16 protein-coding genes are annotated in these 18,169 nt (G+C 74.1%); 8 read left to right on the top strand and 8 right to left on the bottom strand.

Going from position 1 to position 18,169, the window contains the following annotated elements:
• Positions 1–4 precede the first annotated feature (4 nt).
• Together nirB and ACFZBD_RS23005 are read right to left on the bottom strand one after the other, a co-directional pair.
• Positions 5–2,542: a nitrite reductase large subunit NirB gene (nirB, locus tag ACFZBD_RS23010; protein WP_391142399.1), complete on the bottom strand. Its 2,538-nt coding sequence runs from the start codon at positions 2,540–2,542 to the stop codon at positions 5–7.
• A 1-nt stretch (position 2,543) separates the two neighbouring features.
• Entirely contained in the window at positions 2,544–3,797 is a 1,254-nt protein-coding gene (locus ACFZBD_RS23005) for an FAD-dependent oxidoreductase (RefSeq protein ID WP_391142397.1), read from the bottom strand.
• 187 nt (positions 3,798–3,984) lie between these two features.
• Here ACFZBD_RS23005 and ACFZBD_RS23000 point away from each other — a divergent pair, with 187 nt between their 5' ends.
• A complete protein-coding gene (locus ACFZBD_RS23000; RefSeq protein ID WP_391142394.1) occupies positions 3,985–4,764 on the top strand; it encodes a TSUP family transporter in 780 nt (259 codons plus the stop codon).
• On the opposite strand, the gene ACFZBD_RS22995 is transcribed toward ACFZBD_RS23000, so the two are convergent.
• From ACFZBD_RS22995 to ACFZBD_RS22985, 3 genes are all read right to left on the bottom strand, one after another.
• On the bottom strand, positions 4,759–5,388 hold the full coding sequence (locus ACFZBD_RS22995; protein WP_391142391.1) for a class F sortase: 630 nt from the start codon (positions 5,386–5,388) through the stop codon (positions 4,759–4,761). The two genes, ACFZBD_RS23000 and ACFZBD_RS22995, sit on opposite strands and share 6 nt — an antisense overlap.
• Positions 5,389–5,599: 211 nt before the next feature.
• Positions 5,600–6,106 carry a hypothetical protein gene (locus ACFZBD_RS22990; protein WP_391142388.1) on the bottom strand — a complete coding sequence of 169 codons (507 nt, stop codon included), beginning with the start codon at positions 6,104–6,106 and terminating at the stop codon, positions 5,600–5,602.
• A gap of 231 nt (positions 6,107–6,337) precedes the next feature.
• Positions 6,338–7,096 carry an aminotransferase class IV gene (locus ACFZBD_RS22985; protein WP_391142386.1) on the bottom strand — a complete coding sequence of 253 codons (759 nt, stop codon included), beginning with the start codon at positions 7,094–7,096 and terminating at the stop codon, positions 6,338–6,340.
• Between the two features lie 90 nt (positions 7,097–7,186).
• Here ACFZBD_RS22985 and ACFZBD_RS22980 point away from each other — a divergent pair, with 90 nt between their 5' ends.
• From ACFZBD_RS22980 to ACFZBD_RS22960, 5 genes are all read left to right on the top strand, one after another.
• A complete protein-coding gene (locus tag ACFZBD_RS22980) occupies positions 7,187–7,801 on the top strand; it encodes an NAD(P)H-dependent oxidoreductase (RefSeq protein ID WP_391142384.1) in 615 nt (204 codons plus the stop codon).
• Positions 7,802–7,817: 16 nt separating this feature from the next.
• The gene (locus ACFZBD_RS22975; RefSeq protein ID WP_391142382.1) at positions 7,818–9,551 is read left to right on the top strand and encodes an ABC transporter transmembrane domain-containing protein; all 1,734 of its coding nucleotides are present in this window, start codon (positions 7,818–7,820) and stop codon (positions 9,549–9,551) included.
• A complete protein-coding gene (locus tag ACFZBD_RS22970; protein WP_391142380.1) occupies positions 9,548–11,524 on the top strand; it encodes an ABC transporter transmembrane domain-containing protein in 1,977 nt (658 codons plus the stop codon). Before ACFZBD_RS22975 ends, ACFZBD_RS22970 begins: the two co-directional genes overlap by 4 nt.
• A 107-nt stretch (positions 11,525–11,631) precedes the next feature.
• Positions 11,632–11,955, top strand: a complete 324-nt coding sequence (gene cutA, locus ACFZBD_RS22965; protein ID WP_391142367.1) for a divalent cation tolerance protein CutA — start codon at positions 11,632–11,634, stop codon at positions 11,953–11,955.
• Positions 11,952–12,422, top strand: coding sequence for a gamma-glutamylcyclotransferase (locus ACFZBD_RS22960; RefSeq protein WP_391142365.1), 471 nt, complete (start codon positions 11,952–11,954; stop codon positions 12,420–12,422). Before cutA ends, ACFZBD_RS22960 begins: the two co-directional genes overlap by 4 nt.
• On the opposite strand, the gene ACFZBD_RS22955 is transcribed toward ACFZBD_RS22960, so the two are convergent.
• From ACFZBD_RS22955 to ACFZBD_RS22945, 3 genes are all read right to left on the bottom strand, one after another.
• Positions 12,376–14,505, bottom strand: a complete 2,130-nt coding sequence (locus tag ACFZBD_RS22955; protein ID WP_391142362.1) for a molybdopterin-dependent oxidoreductase — start codon at positions 14,503–14,505, stop codon at positions 12,376–12,378. The two genes, ACFZBD_RS22960 and ACFZBD_RS22955, sit on opposite strands and share 47 nt — an antisense overlap.
• 140 nt (positions 14,506–14,645) lie before the next feature.
• Complete coding sequence (locus tag ACFZBD_RS22950) at positions 14,646–15,356, bottom strand: ElyC/SanA/YdcF family protein (protein WP_391142359.1); 711 nt, start codon at positions 15,354–15,356, stop codon at positions 14,646–14,648.
• 46 nt (positions 15,357–15,402) lie between these two features.
• A complete protein-coding gene (locus tag ACFZBD_RS22945; RefSeq protein WP_391142357.1) occupies positions 15,403–16,131 on the bottom strand; it encodes an aquaporin in 729 nt (242 codons plus the stop codon).
• Between the two features lie 78 nt (positions 16,132–16,209).
• Between ACFZBD_RS22945 and ACFZBD_RS22940 the strand changes: the two genes are divergently transcribed.
• Positions 16,210–16,902: a hypothetical protein gene (locus ACFZBD_RS22940; protein WP_391142355.1), complete on the top strand. Its 693-nt coding sequence runs from the start codon at positions 16,210–16,212 to the stop codon at positions 16,900–16,902.
• Between the two features lie 245 nt (positions 16,903–17,147).
• Positions 17,148–18,137 (top strand): CbiX/SirB N-terminal domain-containing protein, encoded by a 990-nt coding sequence (locus ACFZBD_RS22935; RefSeq protein WP_391143310.1) that lies wholly within the window; start codon positions 17,148–17,150, stop codon positions 18,135–18,137.
• Positions 18,138–18,169: the final 32 nt, after the last annotated feature.

The following is an 18,169-nucleotide window of genomic DNA, read 5'->3' as shown; positions in this document are numbered from 1 at the left end:
GGCTTCAGACCCTTTCCAGAGATCCGATGGTGAGGACCGTCAGGTCCGGCTTGATCTGGTCACGCTCCGGCACGAACTTCACCGAGGGGTCCGGCGCGTCCGGCGCGTTGACGAAGGAGACGAAGCGGCGCAACCGGTCCGGGTCGTCCAGGGTCTGCGCCCACTCGTCCTGGTAGTCGTCGACGTGCGCCGCCATCAGCGCCTCCAGCTCGTCGCAAAGCCCCAGCGAGTCGTGCACCACCACGTCCTTGAGGTGGTCGAGCCCGCCCTCAAGGCGCTCCAGCCAGGTCGAGGTGCGCTCCAGACGGTCGGCGGTGCGGATGTAGAACATCAGGAACCGGTCGATCAGCCGCACCAGTTCGGCGTCCGAGAGGTCCTGGGCGAGCAGGTCCGCGTGGCGCGGGGTCGCGCCCCCGTTGCCGCCGACGTAGAGGTTCCACCCGCTCGCCGTCGCGATGATGCCGAAGTCCTTCGACTGGGCCTCCGCGCACTCCCGGGCGCAGCCGGAGACCGCGGACTTCAGCTTGTGCGGGGAGCGCAGGCCGCGGTAGCGCAGCTCCAGCTGGATCGCCATCTTCACGGAGTCCTGGACGCCGTAGCGGCACCAGGTCTGCCCGACGCAGGACTTCACCGTGCGCAGCGACTTGCCGTAGGCGTGCCCCGATTCGAAACCGGCGTCGACGAGCCGGGTCCAGATCGCCGGGAGCTGGTCGACGCGCGCGCCGAAGAGGTCGATCCGCTGGCCGCCGGTGAGCTTGGTGTAGAGCCCGAAGTCGCGGGCCACCTCGCCGATCACGATCAGCTTCTCCGGGGTGATCTCACCGCCGGGGATGCGGGGCACCACGGAGTACGAGCCGTTGCGCTGCATGTTGGCGAGGAAGTGGTCGTTGGTGTCCTGGAGGGCGGCCTGCTCGCCGTCGAGGATGTAACCGCCCAGCTCCAGCGCCGGGGCGAGGCTGGCGAGGATCGAGCCGACGGTCGGCTTGCAGACCTCGCAGCCCTCACCGCCGCGCGCCTCGGGCCGCCCGTGCGAGTCGATCAGCTCGGCGAAGGAGGTCAGCCGCAGCGTGCGGGTGATCTCGTACAGCTCGCTGCGGGTGTACGAGAAGCAGCCGCACAGGCCCTTGTCCGCGGCCGTCGGCAGCAGCTGGCCGATCAGCTTGACGCAACTGCCGCAGCCCGTACCGGCCTTGGTGCACTTCTTCACCTCCGGCAGCGTCGCGCACTGGGTGATCGCGTGCTTGGTGACGTTGTGGCAGGAGCAGATGACGGCGTCGTCCGGCAGCGCGGGCGGGCCGAGCGCGACCGGCGCCCCGGCGCCCGCCGGCAGCACCAGCTGCTCGGGCGGGACGGGCGGCACGGAGCCGGTGAGCGGCCGCAGCATGCCGTACGAGTCGGCGTCGCCGACCAGCACACCGCCGAGGAGCCTGCCCTCCCGGTCGATCACGAGCTTCTTGTAGACCCCGGAGCGGGAGTCGGAGTACACGACGTCGAGGCAGTCCTCGGCCGTGCCGTGCGCGTCGCCGAAGGAGGCCACGTCCACGCCGAGCAGCTTCAGCTTCGTCGACATGTCGGCACCGGTGAAGGAGAGCTCCCCGGCGGCGGCGATCGTGGCGGCGGCGGTCAGCGCCATCTCGTAGCCCGGCGCCACCAGGCCGTACACCCGGCCGTCGGAGGCCAGGGCGCACTCGCCGATGGCGAAGACCGCCGGGTCGGAGGTGCGGCACTGCTCGTCGACCGCGATGCCGCCCCGCTCGCCGACGTCGAGCCCGCACTCCCGGGCCAGCTGGTCCCGGGGGCGTACGCCGGCGGAGAACACCACCATGTCGACGGCCAGTTCCGACCCGTCCGACAGGCGCATCCCGGTGACCACGCCGTCCTGGGTGACGACCTCCTGGGTGCCGGTGCCCGTGTGGACGCTCAGCCCCATCTGCTCGATCGTGCGCAGCAGCGCCGCGCCGCCGCCCTCGTCGACCTGCACCGGCATCAGCCGGGGCGCGAACTCCACGACGTGGGTGTCGAGGCCGAGCCCGCTGAGCGCGCCGGCCGCCTCCAGGCCCAGCAGCCCGCCGCCGACGACCGCGCCGGTCGTCGCGGTCTTCGCGTACTCCTCGATGGCGAGCAGGTCCTCGATCGTCCGGTAGACGAAGCAGCCGCGGGCGTCCTTGCCGGGGACGGGAGGCACGAAGGGGTACGAGCCGGTGGCCAGGACCAGCGTGTCGTACGCGAAGACCTGTCCGGAGCGGGCGGTGACCGTACGGGCCGCGCGGTCGACCGACTCGGCCGGGTCGCCGACGTACAGCTCGATGCCGTGGCGCTCCATGAAGCCGGTCTCGACCATGGAGAGGTCGTCGGGGGTGCGGCCGTCGAAGTACGAGGTGAGGTGGACGCGGTCGTAGGCGGGGCGCGGCTCCTCGCAGAGCACCACGATCCGGGCGCGCTCGGTGACGCCCTGGTCCGCCAGTGCCTCCAGGAAGCGCTGGCCGACCATTCCGTGGCCGACCAGGACGACAGTGGGGGTGTGCGCGGGCTTGGTCGACATCTCAGGAGCCTCCGTCGTGGGTGAGCAGGTGGAGCAGGGGAGCGGGCGGAAGGGCTTCGTCGCCCTCCCAGGCCCGGGCGAGCGCCCCGACCGCCGCGAGGTCGCCGAGGAGCACGCCGCCGACCAGGCGGTCGCCGCGGACGACGACCTTGCGGTAGGCGCGGCGGGTGGCGTCGGTCAGCTGGACGACGTCGTCGCCCGGCAGGGGGGTGGCCTCGCCGAAGGCGGCGAGATCGAGCGCCTCGGCCCCGCCGAGGGTGAGACGGGTCAGGGCCCGGGTGCCGGTGTACGGGGCGAAGGGGGCGGGCGCGGCCTCGGGGGGCCGGGCGGCGGGCGCCGTCCCCGTGCCCGCCGTCGGCCCCGTCGCCGTGGCGAGCAGGACGCCCGCCAAGGCGTCCGCCTGCTCCAGGGCCGGGCCCGCCAGGCCGTACACCCGGCCGTCGTGCTCGGCGCAGTCGCCGATGGCGTGGATGAACGGGTCGGAGGTCCGCAGCTCGTCGTCGACGACGACGCCGGTGCGGACCGCCAGGCCCGCGTCGCGGGCGAGACCGGTGCGCGGCCTGACCCCGCAGGCCAGCACCACGACCCCGGCGTCCAGCACGAAGCCGTCGGCGAGCTCGACGGCCGTCACCGCGCCGCCCTCCTGGCGCAGCCCGCTGACCCGGCACTCGGTGTGCACCTCCACCCCGAGCGACTCCATGTGCGCGCGCAGCAGCGCCGACGCCTGCTCGTCCAGCTGCCGCTCCATCAGGCGCTCGCCCTGCTGGGTCAGCACCACCTCGGCGCCCAGCGCGGCCAGCGCACGGGCGGCCGAGACCCCGAGGAGCCCGCCGCCGACGACGACCGCGCGGACCCCGGGACGTACCAGCGCGCGCAGCTCCAGGCAGTCGTCGAGGGTACGGAACGGGTGGACGCCCGACGGCAGCCGCGCGCCGCGCAGTCCGCGCAGCGGCGGCAGCACGGGGTTGGAGCCGGTCGCCAGGACCAGCCGGTCGTAGCCGACCGCCGTGCCGTCCTCGCAGTGCACGACCCGGGCGGCGCGGTCGATCCGTACCGCCCGCACACCGCGCCGCACCGGCTCCAGGGGAGCGGGCAGCGCGATCACCTCCGGCGCGTACCGCCCGGCGAGGACGTCCGCTAGCAGCACCCGGTTGTACGGCGCGTGCGGCTCTTCGCCGAGGAGGGTGACGGGCAGGCGCTGGGCGAGCCGGGCGCCCGCCGTTCCGCCTCCGACCACCACGATCCGTGTACTCATGCTCGAAGAGTGCGGGGCGGGTGTTACCCGTCGGCATCCCGACTGTTTCCCGGACGGAACGCTGATCTCAGTCCTCGGGTGAGGGCGCTGTGAGGCGCGCGCCGCCCACGGGCGCCAACCTCAGATGTAGCTCAGCTCTCCCGGGGGCCGTGGACGGTCCATCCGTCTCCTGCCTAGGCTCGCGATCATGCCTGACATATCCCTGACCGCGCTCCTGCTGCTCTGCGCCGCCGCCCTCGTGGCCGGCTGGATCGACGCCGTGGTCGGAGGGGGCGGGCTGCTCCTGCTGCCCGCGCTGCTGCTCGGGCTGCCGCACGTGCCGGCCGCGCACGTCCTCGGCACCAACAAGGCCGTCGCGATCGTCGGCACCTCGGGCGCCGCCGTCACCTACGTCCGCAAGGCGCCGGTGCGGGTGAAGACGGCGGTACGGATCGGTCTCGCGGCCCTCGCCGGGTCCATGGGCGGTGCCTTCTTCGCCGCCGGGATCAGCAGCGACGTCCTGCGCCCGGTCATCATGGTCGTCCTGCTGGGCGTGGCGGCGTTCGTGGTGCTGCGGCCGTCCTTCGGCGCCCGGGGCGAGGACACGGCGCCCGTCGGGCGGGCCAGGGTCGTCACCGCGATCGTGGTCGTCGGCGGCGGGATCGGCTTCTACGACGGCCTCTTCGGGCCCGGCACCGGCACCTTCCTGGTCCTGGCGCTCTCCGCCGTCCTCCACCTCGACCTGGTGACCGCTTCCGCCACCGCCAAGATCGTCAACGTCTGCACCAACGCGGGGGCGCTCGCGATGTTCGCCTACCAGGGCACCGTGCTGTGGCAGCTGGCCGCGATCATGGCGGTCTTCAACCTGGCGGGCGGGATGATCGGGGCGCGGATGGCGCTGCGGAAGGGCACCGGCTTCGTCCGCGGGGTGCTGCTCGTCGTCGTGCTCTCCCTCATCGCGAAGCTCGCCTTCGACCAGTGGTCATGAGGACGCCCCGCGCACTCCGATGAGATGGGCGAACGCCACCACGTTCCCCTGGTAGCCGGACTTCTCGGAGAAGCCGCCGCCGCAGGTGATCAGGCGCAGCTCGGCCCTGTCCCGCTCGCCGTAGACCTTCCGGTCGGGGAAGTCCGCGTTGTCGTAGACCTCGATGGCGTCGATGGTGAAGACGGCGGTCCGCCCGTCCTCGCGGTCCACCTCGACGCGGTCGCCCTTCTTGAGCGCCCCGAGGGCGTAGAAGACCGCCGGCCCCTTCGCGTTGTCGACGTGGCCGGCCACGATCGCGGTGCCCTCGGCGCCGGGCGTGGTGCCCTCCCGGAACCAGCCGGCGAGATTGCGGTCGCTCGCGGGCGGCACCTCCAGCGTGCCCTTCGCACTCAGGCCGAGCCCGGTCATCGGGGTGTCGACGTCGATCTCGGGGATGCGCAGCCGGACCGGCGCGGAGGGGGGCAGCGGGTCGGCGGCGGCGTCGGTGTACGCGTTGGGTCCCGCGGCGAAGGCCTGCGCGGCGGAGGGGACGGGCGGGGTGATGTTCTCCGACCCGTTCTGGACGAGCCAGACGCCGACGCACGCGGCGATCGCGATGCCCCAGCCCTTGCTCCTGTTGCTCACGGTGCTCGGGTCTCCCTTCTCGGCTGCGTGGGGGACGGTGCGCGGGCCCCGGTGCGCCCGCGCGGAGCGGGGCCGGGGCCGGATGTGGCCCTGCCCCCGCCGGGCCGTATGCGGGCGCGCGGCGGGGGCAGGACGTGCGGTACGCCCAGGTCGGGTCCGGAAAGCAGCGCCGTCCGCCCGCAGGGGAGGGCCGGGGCTTTCCGGACACGGCCTAGCGGCCCTGCGCGCCGCTCGCCCGGCGGCGCAGGAGCCAGGTACCGCCGACGGCGGTAGCGGCCAGCACCGCCGCGCCCGCCGCGACCTGGGCGGTGTCGGGGCCCACGCTGCCCCCGACGCCGGTCTGGACGTGCCCGCTCGGGCTGCGGTGCTTGACGACGAGGTCACCGCGGGCCGTCTTGCCGTTGTCACAGGCCACGCTGATGCCGTAGGTGCCGGGCCTGGCGTGGTGGGGGACCGTGAACTGACCGACCACGACCTCCTTGTGCGTGCTCGGGTTCAGCTGGAAGTCGCCCGCCCCGAGGGACTGCGCGTCGCCGATGCCGTGGCCCTTGTGGCCGCACGCGAGGGTGTTGACGGTGATGGTCGTGCCGGGCGTCGCGGAGGACGGGTACACCTCCAGGGTGTGGTAGTCCCCGGCGTACGCCGCCGGTACGGCGAAGGCGCCGATCGCGACGACCGACAACGCGGTACCGGTGAGCAGGCGGGCAGTGGTGCGCATGGGGTCCTCCGTGGCGCGCGAGCGGTCTTCCGAGCGGCCGTTGCGAGCCGTCTCCTCTTGTCCGAGGTAAGAGCCGTGGCGCGCCACGCGCCTGCTGATGGGGGGTCAGAATTACGCCGTCCGGTGCGGTGTGTCGGCTTGTGCGGGCCGCGTTCGCGCAGGTCAGAGTGGGTTACGAGGCGTCAGCTCGGGCTCCGCGCCGAACGGGTGACGGCGTCCGGGCCGGACGGGTCAGACGGTCTCCCAGGGCACGGATCCGTACGCCGCGTACACCCGCTCCATCAGCTCCTCGTCCACCTCGAACCGGACCGCGTCGATCCGCTCCACCGGGGCGATGCCGCGCGAGTTCGTCACGAAGGCCGCGCGGAACTCCGGCAGGTCCGCCCGCGTGACCCGGCGCCGCAGCGAGTCCAGCCGCGCCTCCAGCAGGGCCATCGTGATCCCGGTCAGGCTCGGCGCCGACGGCCAGACCAGCGCCGCGCCGTCCCAGAAGGCGATGTTGGTGACCGCCCCCTCGGCGATCTCGCCGTCCGGACCCGTCAGCAGGGCCTCGTCGAAGCCGGCCCGGCGGGCCGCGTCGCCGTGGAAGCGCTGGCCGAAGCCGCCCAGGTGCTTGATGTGGGCGGCCGGGCGCAGATAGTCGACCGCCATCAGGCTCTGCGGGGTGCGGGGCATCGGGGCCGGCGCCCGGACGGTCACGGTGACGCGCGCGCCCTCGTGGACGTGGACGCGGACCGCCGCGTCCCGCCGCCCCGCCGTCCGCAGGGCGCCGGCGAGCAGGGTGCGGACGTGCCCGCCGTCGAGCGGCCGGCCGAACAGCTCGCGGGTCGCGCGGTCGAGCCGGTCCAGATGGAGTCCGAGACCGCGCACCCGCCCGTCGCGCACCTGCGCGGCGGTGAAGTGGCCGTAGCCGCTCATCAGGGCGGCGAGGGCTTCCGGGTCGGGTGCGGGGACGCCGTCGGTCTCGACGTGTACGGGGGCCGTCGTCATGGCCCCCACCGTATGCCGGGGACGGACCGCGGAACGGGCCGCGGAACGGCGCTTGACCTCAACCAAACTTGAGGTACCACGATCATCGGCATGGACATCACGAACTCCACGGAGTCCACCGACTCCGTCATGCCGCTCAAGCTCGCCGTCGTCATCGCCTCCAACCGTGAAGGCCGGTTCGGCCCCGTCGTCGCCGACTGGTTCCTCGCCAGGGTCGCCGAGCGCGAGGACTTCACCGTCGACGTCGTGGACCTGGCCGAGACCGACCTGCCCACCTCCCTCTCGCACTCCCCGGGCCCCGAGGTGCGCGCCGAACTCGCCAAGGTCTCCCCGGTCCTGGCCGCCGCCGACGCCTTCGTCGTCCTCACCCCCGAGTACAACCACTCCTTCCCCGCCGCCCTCAAGAACCTCATCGACTGGCACTACGTCGAATGGCAGGCCAAGCCGGTCGGATTCGTCTCCTACGGCGGGATCTCCGGCGGCCTGCGGGCCGTCGAGCAACTGCGGCAGATCTACGCCGAGTTGCACGCGGTCACGATGCGCGACTCGGTCGCCTTCCCCTACGTGCACGGACAGTTCGGCGAGGACGGCCGGCACAAGGACCCCACCGGCCCCGACACCGCCGCCAAGACCATGCTCGACCAGACCGCCTGGTGGGCGCGCGCCCTGCGCGACGCCAAGTCCGTCCGCGCCTACACCGGTTGAGCGGGAGCGCCCACCCATGCTGCTGCGGCTCGTCGCCGGCCGGCTCCGGCCCCACCGGCGCACCCTCGCCCTGGTCATCCTCCTCCAGCTCCTCCAGAGCCTCGCCTCCCTCACCCTGCCCACCCTCAACGCCGACGTCATCGACAACGGCGTCCTGCGCGGCGACACCGCGCACGTCCTCTCCGGCGGCGGCCTGATGATCGCCGTCACCCTTCTCCAGGCCGCCGCGGCGGCGGGCGCCGTCTACGTCGGCGCCACGATCGCCATGGGCGTCGGCCGCGACCTGCGCGCCACCGTCTTCCGCCGCGTCCAGGACTTCTCCGCCCGGGAAATGAGCCGCTTCGGCACCGCCTCCCTGATCACCCGGACCACCAACGACGTCCAGCAGATCCAGACCTTCGCCGTCCTCGTCCTGACGCTGCTGGTGGCCGCGCCCCTGATGTGCGTCGGCGGCATCGTCATGGCCCTCGACCAGGACCTCCCGCTCGCCCTGCTGCTGCTCGTCTTCATCCCGCTGATCGCCGGCGCCGTCGGCGCGGTCGTGGTGCGGATGCGGCCCCTCTTCCGCGGCATGCAGGAGCGCGTGGACGGGGTCAACCGCGTGATGCGCGAGCAGATCACCGGCATCCGGGTCGTCCGGGCCTTCGTCCGCGACCGGCACGAGCAGCGCCGGTTCGCCGCCGCCAACGACGAACTGCGCGCGGTGGGCATGCGCGCCGGACGCCTGCAGGCCCTGATGTTCCCGATCGTCCTGATCGTCTGGGAGCTGGCCACCGTCGGCATCCTGTGGGTCGGCGCCCACCGGCTCGACTCCGGGGCGATCCAGGCCGGTTCGCTGATCGCCTTCCTCGGCTATCTGCTCCAGATCTTCATGGCGGTGATGATGGTCCTGTTCCTGCTGATGCACATGCCCCGCGCCGAGGTCAGCGCCGAACGCATCCAGGAGATCCTCACCACCGAACCCTCCGTCACCGCGCCCGCCGACCCCGTCCGGGAGCTGGCGGGACCCGGCCGGCTCGACATCCGGGGCGTCGACTTCAGCTACCCCGGCGCCGAGGAACCCGTCCTGCGCGGGGTGGACCTCACCGCCCTGCCCGGCCGTACCACCGCCGTCGTCGGCTCCACCGGCAGCGGCAAGACCACCCTCCTCGGGCTCGTCCCGCGCCTCTTCGACGCGACCGGCGGCGAGGTCCGCGTCGGAGGCGTCGACGTCCGCGCCATGGACCGCACCCTGCTCTCCCGCACGGTCGGCATCGTCCCCCAGAAGCCGTACCTCTTCTCCGGCACGGTGGCGGACAACCTGCGGTACGGAAGGCCCGAGGCGAGAGACGAGGAGCTGTGGCAGGCGCTGGAGGTGGCCCAGGCGGCCGACTTCGTCCGCGCCCTCCCCGAGGGGCTCGACGCCCCGGTCGCCCAGGGCGGCACCAACCTCTCCGGCGGCCAGCGCCAACGGCTCGCGATCGCCCGGGTCCTCGTCGCCCGCCCCCGGCTCTACCTCTTCGACGACTCCTTCTCCGCCCTCGACCCCGCCACCGACGCGCGACTCAGGGAGGCACTGGCACGGGAGACGGCCGGGGCGACCGTCGTCATCGTCGCCCAGCGCGTCTCCACCATCCGCGGCGCCGACCGGATCGTCGTCCTCGACCAGGGCCGGGCCGTCGGCAGCGGCACCCACGAGGAACTCATGCGGGACAACCCCACCTACCGGGAGATCGTCCTCTCCCAGCTCACCGAGGAGGAAGCGGCATGAGCGACACCCGGCCGACGAACGAGGTCGCTCCCGGCGACCCGGCCCCCGCCCGCCACCGCTTCCGGGGCGCCTCCCGCACCGCCCCCGCCCGTACCCCCGAGCGCCGGGGGCCCGCGCTCCCGCAGCGCGGGCCCGGACTGAACACCCCGGCCCTCGAACGGTCCCTGGACTTCCGCTCCTCGGGCCTGCGCCTGCTGCGCACGATGGCGCCCGAACGCCCGCTGCTCCTCGGCATGCTCGTCGCCGCCATCGGCGCCGTCTCCCTCGCCGTCCTCAGCCCCCTGATCCTGGGCCGCGCCACCGACCTCGTCGTCTCCGGCGCGGCGAGCCAGGCGGGCGTCGACTTCCCCGCGGTCGCCCGGGCCCTGACCCTGGCGATGGCCCTGGTCGTCGGCTCCGCCGCGCTGAACTGGCTCCAGCAGCGGCTCGCGACGACGGTCGTGCAACGGGCCGGCCACCGGCTGCGAGCCGGCGCCCAGGGAAAGCTCTCCCGGCTGCCCCTGTCGTACGTCGACAGGCAGGCCCGCGGCGAGATCCTCAGCCGCACCACCAACGACATCGACAACATCACCCAGACCCTCCAGCAGGCCTTCGGACAGATGGTCCGGGCGCTCCTCACCCTCGTCGGCGTACTGCTGATGATGTTCTGGATCTCCCCGCTCCTCGCGCTCGTCGCGCTGGCGACCGTGCCGGTGTCCGTGCTCGTCGCGGCGCGGATCGGCAAGCGCGCCCAGCCGCAGTTCGTCCGGCAGTGGGCCGTCACCGGGCGTCTCAACAGCCACGTCGAGGAGATGTTCACCGGCCACGCCGAGGTCGTCGCCTTCGGGCGGCGCGAGGAGGCCGTGGCGCGCTTCGACGAACTGGGCGAGGAGCTGTACGCGGCGAGCTTCCGCGCCCAGTTCATGTCCGGCTTCATCCAGCCGGCCCTCACCCTCGTCGGGAACCTCAACTACGTCCTGATCGCGGTCGTCGGCGGTCTGCGGGTGGCGTCGGGCACGCTGTCGATCGGCGACGTCCAGGCGTTCATCCAGTACTCCTACGACTTCAACGGCCCGGTCACCCAGATCGCCGCCATGGCGAACCTGCTCCAGTCCGGAGTCGCCTCCGCCGAGCGCGTCTTCGACCTGCTCGACGCGGACGAGGAGTCCCCCGCCCCGTCCGCCGCCGACCGCGGGACGCGGCCGGACGGGACGGAGCAGCAGCGCGCCGGAGGCCGGGGGAGGGCCACCGGACGGGCCGGACGCGTCTCCTTCGAGAAGGTCTCCTTCCGCTACGAGCCGGACAGGCCGCTCGTCGAGGATCTGTCGCTGACGGTGGAGCCCGGCCGGACGGTCGCGATCGTCGGCCCGACCGGCGCCGGGAAGACGACGCTGGTGAACCTGCTGATGCGGTTCTACGAAGTGACCGGCGGCCGGATCACCCTCGACGGTGTCGACGTGGCCCGCATGTCCCGGGACGAGCTGCGCTCCGGGATCGGCATGGTCCTCCAGGACACCTGGCTCTTCGGCGGGACCATCGCCGACAACATCGCCTACGGCGCGCCCGGCGAGGCCACCCGCGAACGGATCGTCGAAGCCGCCATGGCCGCGCACGCCGACCGGTTCATCCGCACCCTCCCCGACGGCTACGACACCGTGCTCGACGAGGACGGCGCCGGACTGAGCGCCGGCGAGAAGCAGCTGATCACCATCGCCCGGGCGTTCCTGTCCGAGCCGCGGATCCTGGTCCTGGACGAGGCGACCAGCTCCGTCGACACCCGCACGGAGCTCCTGATCCAGCGCGCCATGTCCTCGCTCCGCGAGGGCAGGACGAGTTTCGTCATCGCGCACCGGCTCTCCACCATCCGGGACGCGGACGTGATCCTGGTGATGGAGGACGGCTCGATCGTCGAACAGGGCACCCACACCGAGCTGCTGGCCGGGGACGGCGCCTACGCCCGGCTGCACGCCGCGCAGTTCGCCCCCGCCGCCTGACGAGTGAGCCGAAGGGCCGCACGAAGCGCCCCGGAGGCGAACCGAGCCGCACAAGGCCGGTGCGGACGGCGGCCCCGGAGCGCCGGGAGCGTCGGTACGGTGAGGGAGTGACCCTCGCACTCACCGTACTCACCACCACCGACAGCGCCGAGAAGGCCGAGGCGCTCGCCCGCGGAGCCGTCGAGGCGCGGCTCGCCGCCTGCGCCCAGGTCTCCGGGCCGGTGACCTCCGTCTACCACTGGCAGGGGGCGATCGAGACGAGCGAGGAGTGGCAGGTGCTCTTCAAGACGACGGACGCCTGTTACACCGCCCTCGAAGCCCATCTCCTGGCCGCGCACGACTACGCGACGCCGGAGATCATCGCCACCCCGGTCGTCCGGGGCACGGCCGGCTATCTCGCCTGGCTCGCGCAGGAGACGATCGCGCCATGACCGCGACCCCGCCCGAGCTGCCGTTCTTCGTGTACGGGACGCTGCGCCCCGGCCAGTACAACCACGACCTCTTCCTGCGCGGCCGCACGGCACGGGAGGAACCCGCCCTCCTGCCGGGCACGCGGCTGCACGACGGGCCCGGCTATCCGTACGCGGTGCAGGACCCCGGCCCGTACGCCGGGAAGGCCGGGAGCGGGATCGTCGGCGAACTGGTGACCGCGGCGCCCGGCGCGTACGGCGAACTGCTCGGCGTACTGGACCGCCTGGAGGAGTACGAAGGGCCCGGGCACCCGCGCAACCTCTACGAGCGGGTGGAGCGGCCGGTCGTCCGCGTCCGGGACGGGGCCGCCGTGCCGGCCTGGGTCTATCTCGCCGCGCCGGCCGCCCTGCCCGGGCCGCTCATCCCGGGCGGCGACTGGGTCACGCGGACGGCCGCTCCCTTTCGAGACGCACAGCGCACACCTTGAACTCCGGCATCCGCGAGACCGGGTCGAGCGCCGGATTGGTGAGCGTGTTGGCCCGGCCCTCGCCCGCCCAGTGGAAGGGCATGAAGACGGTGTCGGGCCGGATGGCCGCGGTGATCCGCGCGGGCACCACCGACCTGCCGCGCCGCGAGACCACCGCGACCCGCTCGCCCTCGGCCACCCCCAGCCGCTCGGCGAGCCGCGGGTGGAGCTCCACGAAGGAGCCGGGAGCGGCGGCGTTCAGCTCGTCGACGCGCCGGGTCTGGGCCCCCGACTGGTAGTGGGCGACGACCCGCCCGGTCGTCAGCACGATCGGGTACGCCTCGTCCGTCTCCTCGGCGGCCTCCCGGTGGACGACGGCGGCGAACCGCGCCCGCCCGTCGGGGGTGGCGAACCGGTCGAGGAAGAGCCGCGGCGTCCCGGGGTGGACGCCCTCCGGGCCGGCGCTCCCGGTGAGGTCCGGGCACGGCCAGAAGACGCCGTCCTCCTCCCGGATGCGCCGGTAGCTGATGCCCGAGTAGTCCGCGGGCCCGCCCGCCGACGCGCGGCGGAGCTCGTCGAAGACCTCCTCCGGGTCCGTCGGGAAGCCCTTCTCCCAGCCGAGCAGCCCGGCCAGCGCGTGCAGCACGTCCAGATCGCTGCGGACCCCGGGCGGCGGGGTGATCGCCCGCTGCCGCAGCAGCACCCTGCCCTCCAGGTTGGTCATCGTCCCGGTCTCCTCCGCCCACTGCGTGACGGGCAGCACCACGTCGGCCAGGGCGGCGGTCTCGGACAGGACCACGTCCGCGACGGCCAGGAAGTCGAGCGAGCGCAGGCGCTCCTCGACATGGGCGGCGCGCGGGGCGGAGACCACCGGGTTGGAGGCCATGACGAGCAGGGACCGCACGTCACCGCCGAGCGCGTCGAGGAGTTCGTACGCACTGCGGCCCGGCGCGGGCAGCGACTCCGGCTCCACGCCCCACACCCGGGCGACGTGCTCCCGGGCGGCGGGGTCGTCCAGCTTGCGGTAGCCGGGGAGCTGGTCGGCCTTCTGGCCGTGCTCGCGGCCGCCCTGGCCGTTGCCCTGGCCGGTGAGGCAGCCGTAACCGCTCAGCGGGCGCCCGGCCCGACCGGTCGCCAGGCACAGGTTGATCCACGCGCCGACCGTGTCGGTGCCCTTGGACTGCTGCTCGGGTCCGCGCGCCGTCAGCACCATCCCGTTCTCGGCGTCGCAGAACATCCGCATGGCGTCCCGCAGCAGCGGCACCGGCACTCCGGTGATCCGCTCGACCAGCTCCGGCCAGTGGGCCATCGCCCCGGCCCGCGCGGCCTCCCACCCCTGCGTACGGTCCCGGATGAACGCCTCGTCCGTGCGGCCCTCGGCCACGACGAGGTGGAGGAGCCCGAGCGCGAGCGCGAGGTCGGTCCCGGGGCGGGGCGCGAGGTGGAGGTCGGCCTGCTCGGCGGTCCTGGTGCGGCGCGGGTCGACGACGATCAGCTTCCCGCCGTTCTCCTTCAGCTCGGTGAGGTAGCGCAGCGCCGGCGGCATGGTCTCGGCGAGGTTGGAGCCGACCAGGATGACGCAGCCGGTGCGCGGGACGTCCTCCAGCGGGAAGGGCAGGCCCCGGTCGAGCCCGAACGCCCTGGTGTGGGCGGCCGCGGCCGACGACATGCAGAAGCGGCCGTTGTAGTCGATCTGCGAGGTGCCGAGGACGAGCCGGGCGAACTTGCCGAGGGTGTACGCCTTCTCGTTGGTGAGGCCGCCACCGCCGAAGACGCCCACGGCGTCCGGCCCGTGCGCGGCGCGGGTCCGGCGCAGCCCGTCGGCGACGGCGGCGAGGGCCTCCTCCCAGGTGGCCGGACGCAGAGCACCCGTGTCAGGGCATCGGACCAGGGGCTCGGTCAGCCTGACCCGGGAGGAGAGTACGGCCGGGGCGGTGCGGCCCTTGCCGCAGAGCGCGCCCCGGTTGACGGGGAAGTCGGTGCGGTCGACCACCTCGACCGGCCACCCGTCGGCCTCGGCCGTCGTGGTGGCCGGGCGGAGCGACATACCGCACTGGAGGGCGCAGTAGGGGCAGTGCGTGGGGGTGGTGACGACCTCGGACATGGAGAGAAGCGTGCGACGGCCGTGTTACGTCCGGGGGCGCCCCGCATTACGGCGACGGTGCGGCGTGCTCAGCCGCGCGGGCCGGCGGAGGTGAGGGCCGGGGAGCGGGCGGCGGCGCGGGTCACGGTGGGCGGCGTGGATCACGGGTGGGCGGCGGCCAGCGCCTCCGTCACGCCCCGCTCGCGCTCGCCGAGGAAGTGCGGGTCGGGCCGGAGCGCGGCGTCCAGGGCCGCCTTGCCGGCCGCGAACAGCTCGCGGGTGCCGCCGTAGTACCAGGTGGCGTCGTGCGGTTCGGCGACCCCGACGCCGTACGACTCGACCCCGGCGGCCCCGCACAGGGCCACGGCCCGCTCGATGTGGAAGTCCTGGGTCACCAGGACCGCCCGGTCCACGCCGAAGATCCTCTTGGCGCGGACGCAGGAGTCCCAGGTGTCGAATCCGGCGTAGTCGCTGACGATCCGGCCGTCGGGCACGCCGCGTCCGGCGAGGTAGGCGCGCATGGCGTCGGGTTCGTCGTACTCGACACGGCTGTTGTCGCCGGTGACGAGGACGACCTTGACCTTGCCCGCGCGGTAGAGCTCGGCGGCGGTGTCGAGCCGGTGCGCGAGGTACGGCGTGGGGCGGCCCTTCCACAGGCCGGCGCCGAAGACGACGGCGACGTCCTGGGCGGGCACGTCGGCGGCGGTGCGCAGCCGGCCGTCGGCGGCGGCGTGCATCCAGGTCGCCGGCGCGAGCGCGAGGACGGCCCCGAGCATCAGGGCCTGGACCGTGCGGCGGCGTGCCCGCGTGGTGCGGGGGAGCGCCCACCGGGCGGCCCGCCGGGGCCGGGTGGGTATGCGTACGCGTGGCATGGACGAACCTCCGTGGATCCCGCCTGCGCGGATCATGCCCGCGCCGTCACCCCGTTCGACGCAGAACGGGGCCCTTCGGTTCGTCGGAGCCGTACAGAACCGTGGCGAGGGTGATGCCGACCAGGGCCCCGAGGAGCTGGGCGCCGATGAAACCGGGCAGCGATCCGGGGGCGATGCCGGTGAAGGAGTCGCTGAAGGCCCGGCCCACTGTGGCCGCCGGGTTGGCGAAGGAGCCCGAGGAGGTGAACCAGATGGCGGCCCCGATGTAGGCGGCCACCGCGACCGGCGCGAGGGAGGGGCGGCCGATGCGGCGCAGGCCCTGGACGACCAGGACGAGCCCGGCGGTGGCCACCGTCTCGCCGAGCAGGAGCGGGGTGTCCGAACGCACCTGGGTCGCCCAGCCGCCCGGCGACCGCCCGAACATCGCCTCGGCGAGCAGCGCGCCGGCGACGGCCCCGGCGAGCTGGGCGGAGAGGTAGAGCCCGACCTCGCGCGCGTCGGGCGCCCCGTCCTCGCCACGGCGGGCCCACCACTCGGAGAGGGTGACGACGGGGTTGAAGTGGGCGCCGGAGAGGGGCCCGAGGAGCGCGATGAGGACGCCGAGCCCGACGGCGGAGGCGAGCGAGTTGGCCAGCAGCCGTACGGCGATGTCCTGGCTGAGGGAGTCGGCGCGGATACCGGAGCCGATGATGACGGCGACCAGGGCGGCGGTGCCCACGAGTTCGGCGGCGACGCGCCGGGGGAGCCCGGGGACGGGCGACGGGGACATTCTCATAGCGGAAAATATATTTCGCACTGTGGAAGCATGGAAAGGGGGAGGCGGGGTAGAGGTGCGGACCCGTACGATCCGCACATGATCAAGGAAGCCGTCCGCAACAACGCCGAGTGGTGCGAGGCGATGTGCCGTGCCCACGGCCGCCCCGGCACCTTCGGGCCCCGCGCCTGGACCAACGGCCGCCGCACGCCGCTGTATTACCCCGACGCCGTGACGCTCACCGAGGACGCCTCCGTACGCGATGTGCTCGACGGCATCGACCGGACCGCTCCCGGTGCCTCGGTCAAGGACGCCTTCGCCCGCCTCGACCTGGCGGGCGAGGGCTTCCGGCTCCTCTTCGAGGCCCGGTGGATCCACCGCCCGGCCGGCCTCCCCGTGCCCCCGGCCGAGGCGGCGTGGCGCCCGGTCCGCACCCCGGCGGAGCTCGCCGACTGGGCGGCCGCCTGGAGCGGCGGCGACCCGGACGAGGCGGCTCTCTTCCGGCCCGGACTGCTCGCCGACCCCGCCACCACGATCGTCGCCGGATACGGCACGGACCGGCGGATCGTCGGCGGCGCGGTGCTCAGCGACAGCGGCCCGGTGACCGGCGTCTCCAACCTCTTCGCCGTGGACGGCGCCGACCCGGCCGAGGCGTGGGCCGGCTGCCTCTCCCTCCTCGACGCCGCCCGGCCCGTCGTCGGCTACGAATCCGGTGACGATCTGCCCCCGGCCCTCTCCCTCGGCTTCCGGGAGACCGGCACCCTGCGCGTCTGGCTCGACGCCGGCGCCTGACACGGCGGCCGGGGCGCGGGTGAGGGCCGTGTAAACACCCGTGACGTCCGCGCAACGGGCAGGCAACGTGCCGGGGTCAGGATCGGTCCATGACGGAGCCCGACTGCACCTTCGACAGCACGGCCGAGCTGCTCGGCCGGATCACGGCCCGGCTCGGCGAACGGCTGAGCCGGGTGCATCCGGTCGGGCGCCCCGGCCGAATCATGGGCGAGGCCCCCGAGCACCCCGACGAAACGCCCCCGCCCATGACCGACCGAACCGCCCCCGCGCCGGGAACCGCCCCCGCGCCGGGGAACCCCCTGGCCGCCCCGGCCCTCGCCCTCGTGCCCGAAGGCGCCCTCACGCCCGAAGGCGTCCCCGCGGTCGACGGCACCTCCGCGCCCGAAGACACCCCTGCGCCCGAAGGCACGTCCGCACCGGCTCCAGCCCCCGCCCGCGCCTGCGCCCCCGCCCTCGTCCGTCCTTCCCGCCCCCCGGCCCCCGCCTTGGTCGCCGTCGGGCACGGCAGCCGCGACCCGAGGGCGCGCGAGACGCTCGCCCTGCTGCTCGACCGGGTCAGGGAGCTGCGTCCCTCGCTCGACGTCCGGCTCGCCCACGTCGAGCTGAACGCCCCGCTCCTCGCCGACACCCTCACCGCGCTCGGCGCGGAGGGCGGACGCGAGGCCGTGCTCGTCCCGCTCCTCTTCGGCCGCGGCTACCACGTGAAGCACGACCTGCCCGCCGCCGCCGGCGCCGCACCCGCCGTGCGCACCCGGATCGCCGCCCCCCTCGGCCCGCACCCGCTGCTCGTCGAGGCCCTCGCCGACCGGCTCGCCGAAGCGGGCTGGACCCCCGCCGACAGCGCCTCGCGCTCCGCCGCCGTCGTCCTCGCCGCCGCCGGCTCCCGCGACCCCGAATCCCTCGCCGGCATCCGCCGTACCGCCGCGCTCCTCGGCGAACGCCTCGGCGGAGTCCCCGTCGTCCCCGCCTACGCCTCCGCCGCCACCCCCACCGTCCCGGACGCCGTCCGCCTCCTCGCCGCCCGCGGCCGCCACCGGGTCGCCGTCGCCTCCTGCTTCACCGCCCCCGGCCTCTTCGCCACCCGCACCGCCGCCGCCGCGCCCTGGACGGCCGCCGCCCCCCTCGGCGCCCATCCCGCCCTCGCCCGGCTGGTCCTGCACCGCTACGACCGGGCCCTCGCCGCGCCCGCGCCCGCCGTCCTCGCCGCCCTCCCCTGGGAACTCGCCTCCGCCTGAGGGCATGGCTGTCGGTCCCGGCGGTTACCTTC

The sequence above is a fragment of the Streptomyces sp. NPDC008121 genome, assembly GCF_042957155.1.
GTDB lineage: Bacteria > Actinomycetota > Actinomycetes > Streptomycetales > Streptomycetaceae > Streptomyces.
The sequence above is the reverse complement of the archived record's forward strand: the minus strand, read 5'-3'. Positions and strand labels throughout refer to the sequence as shown.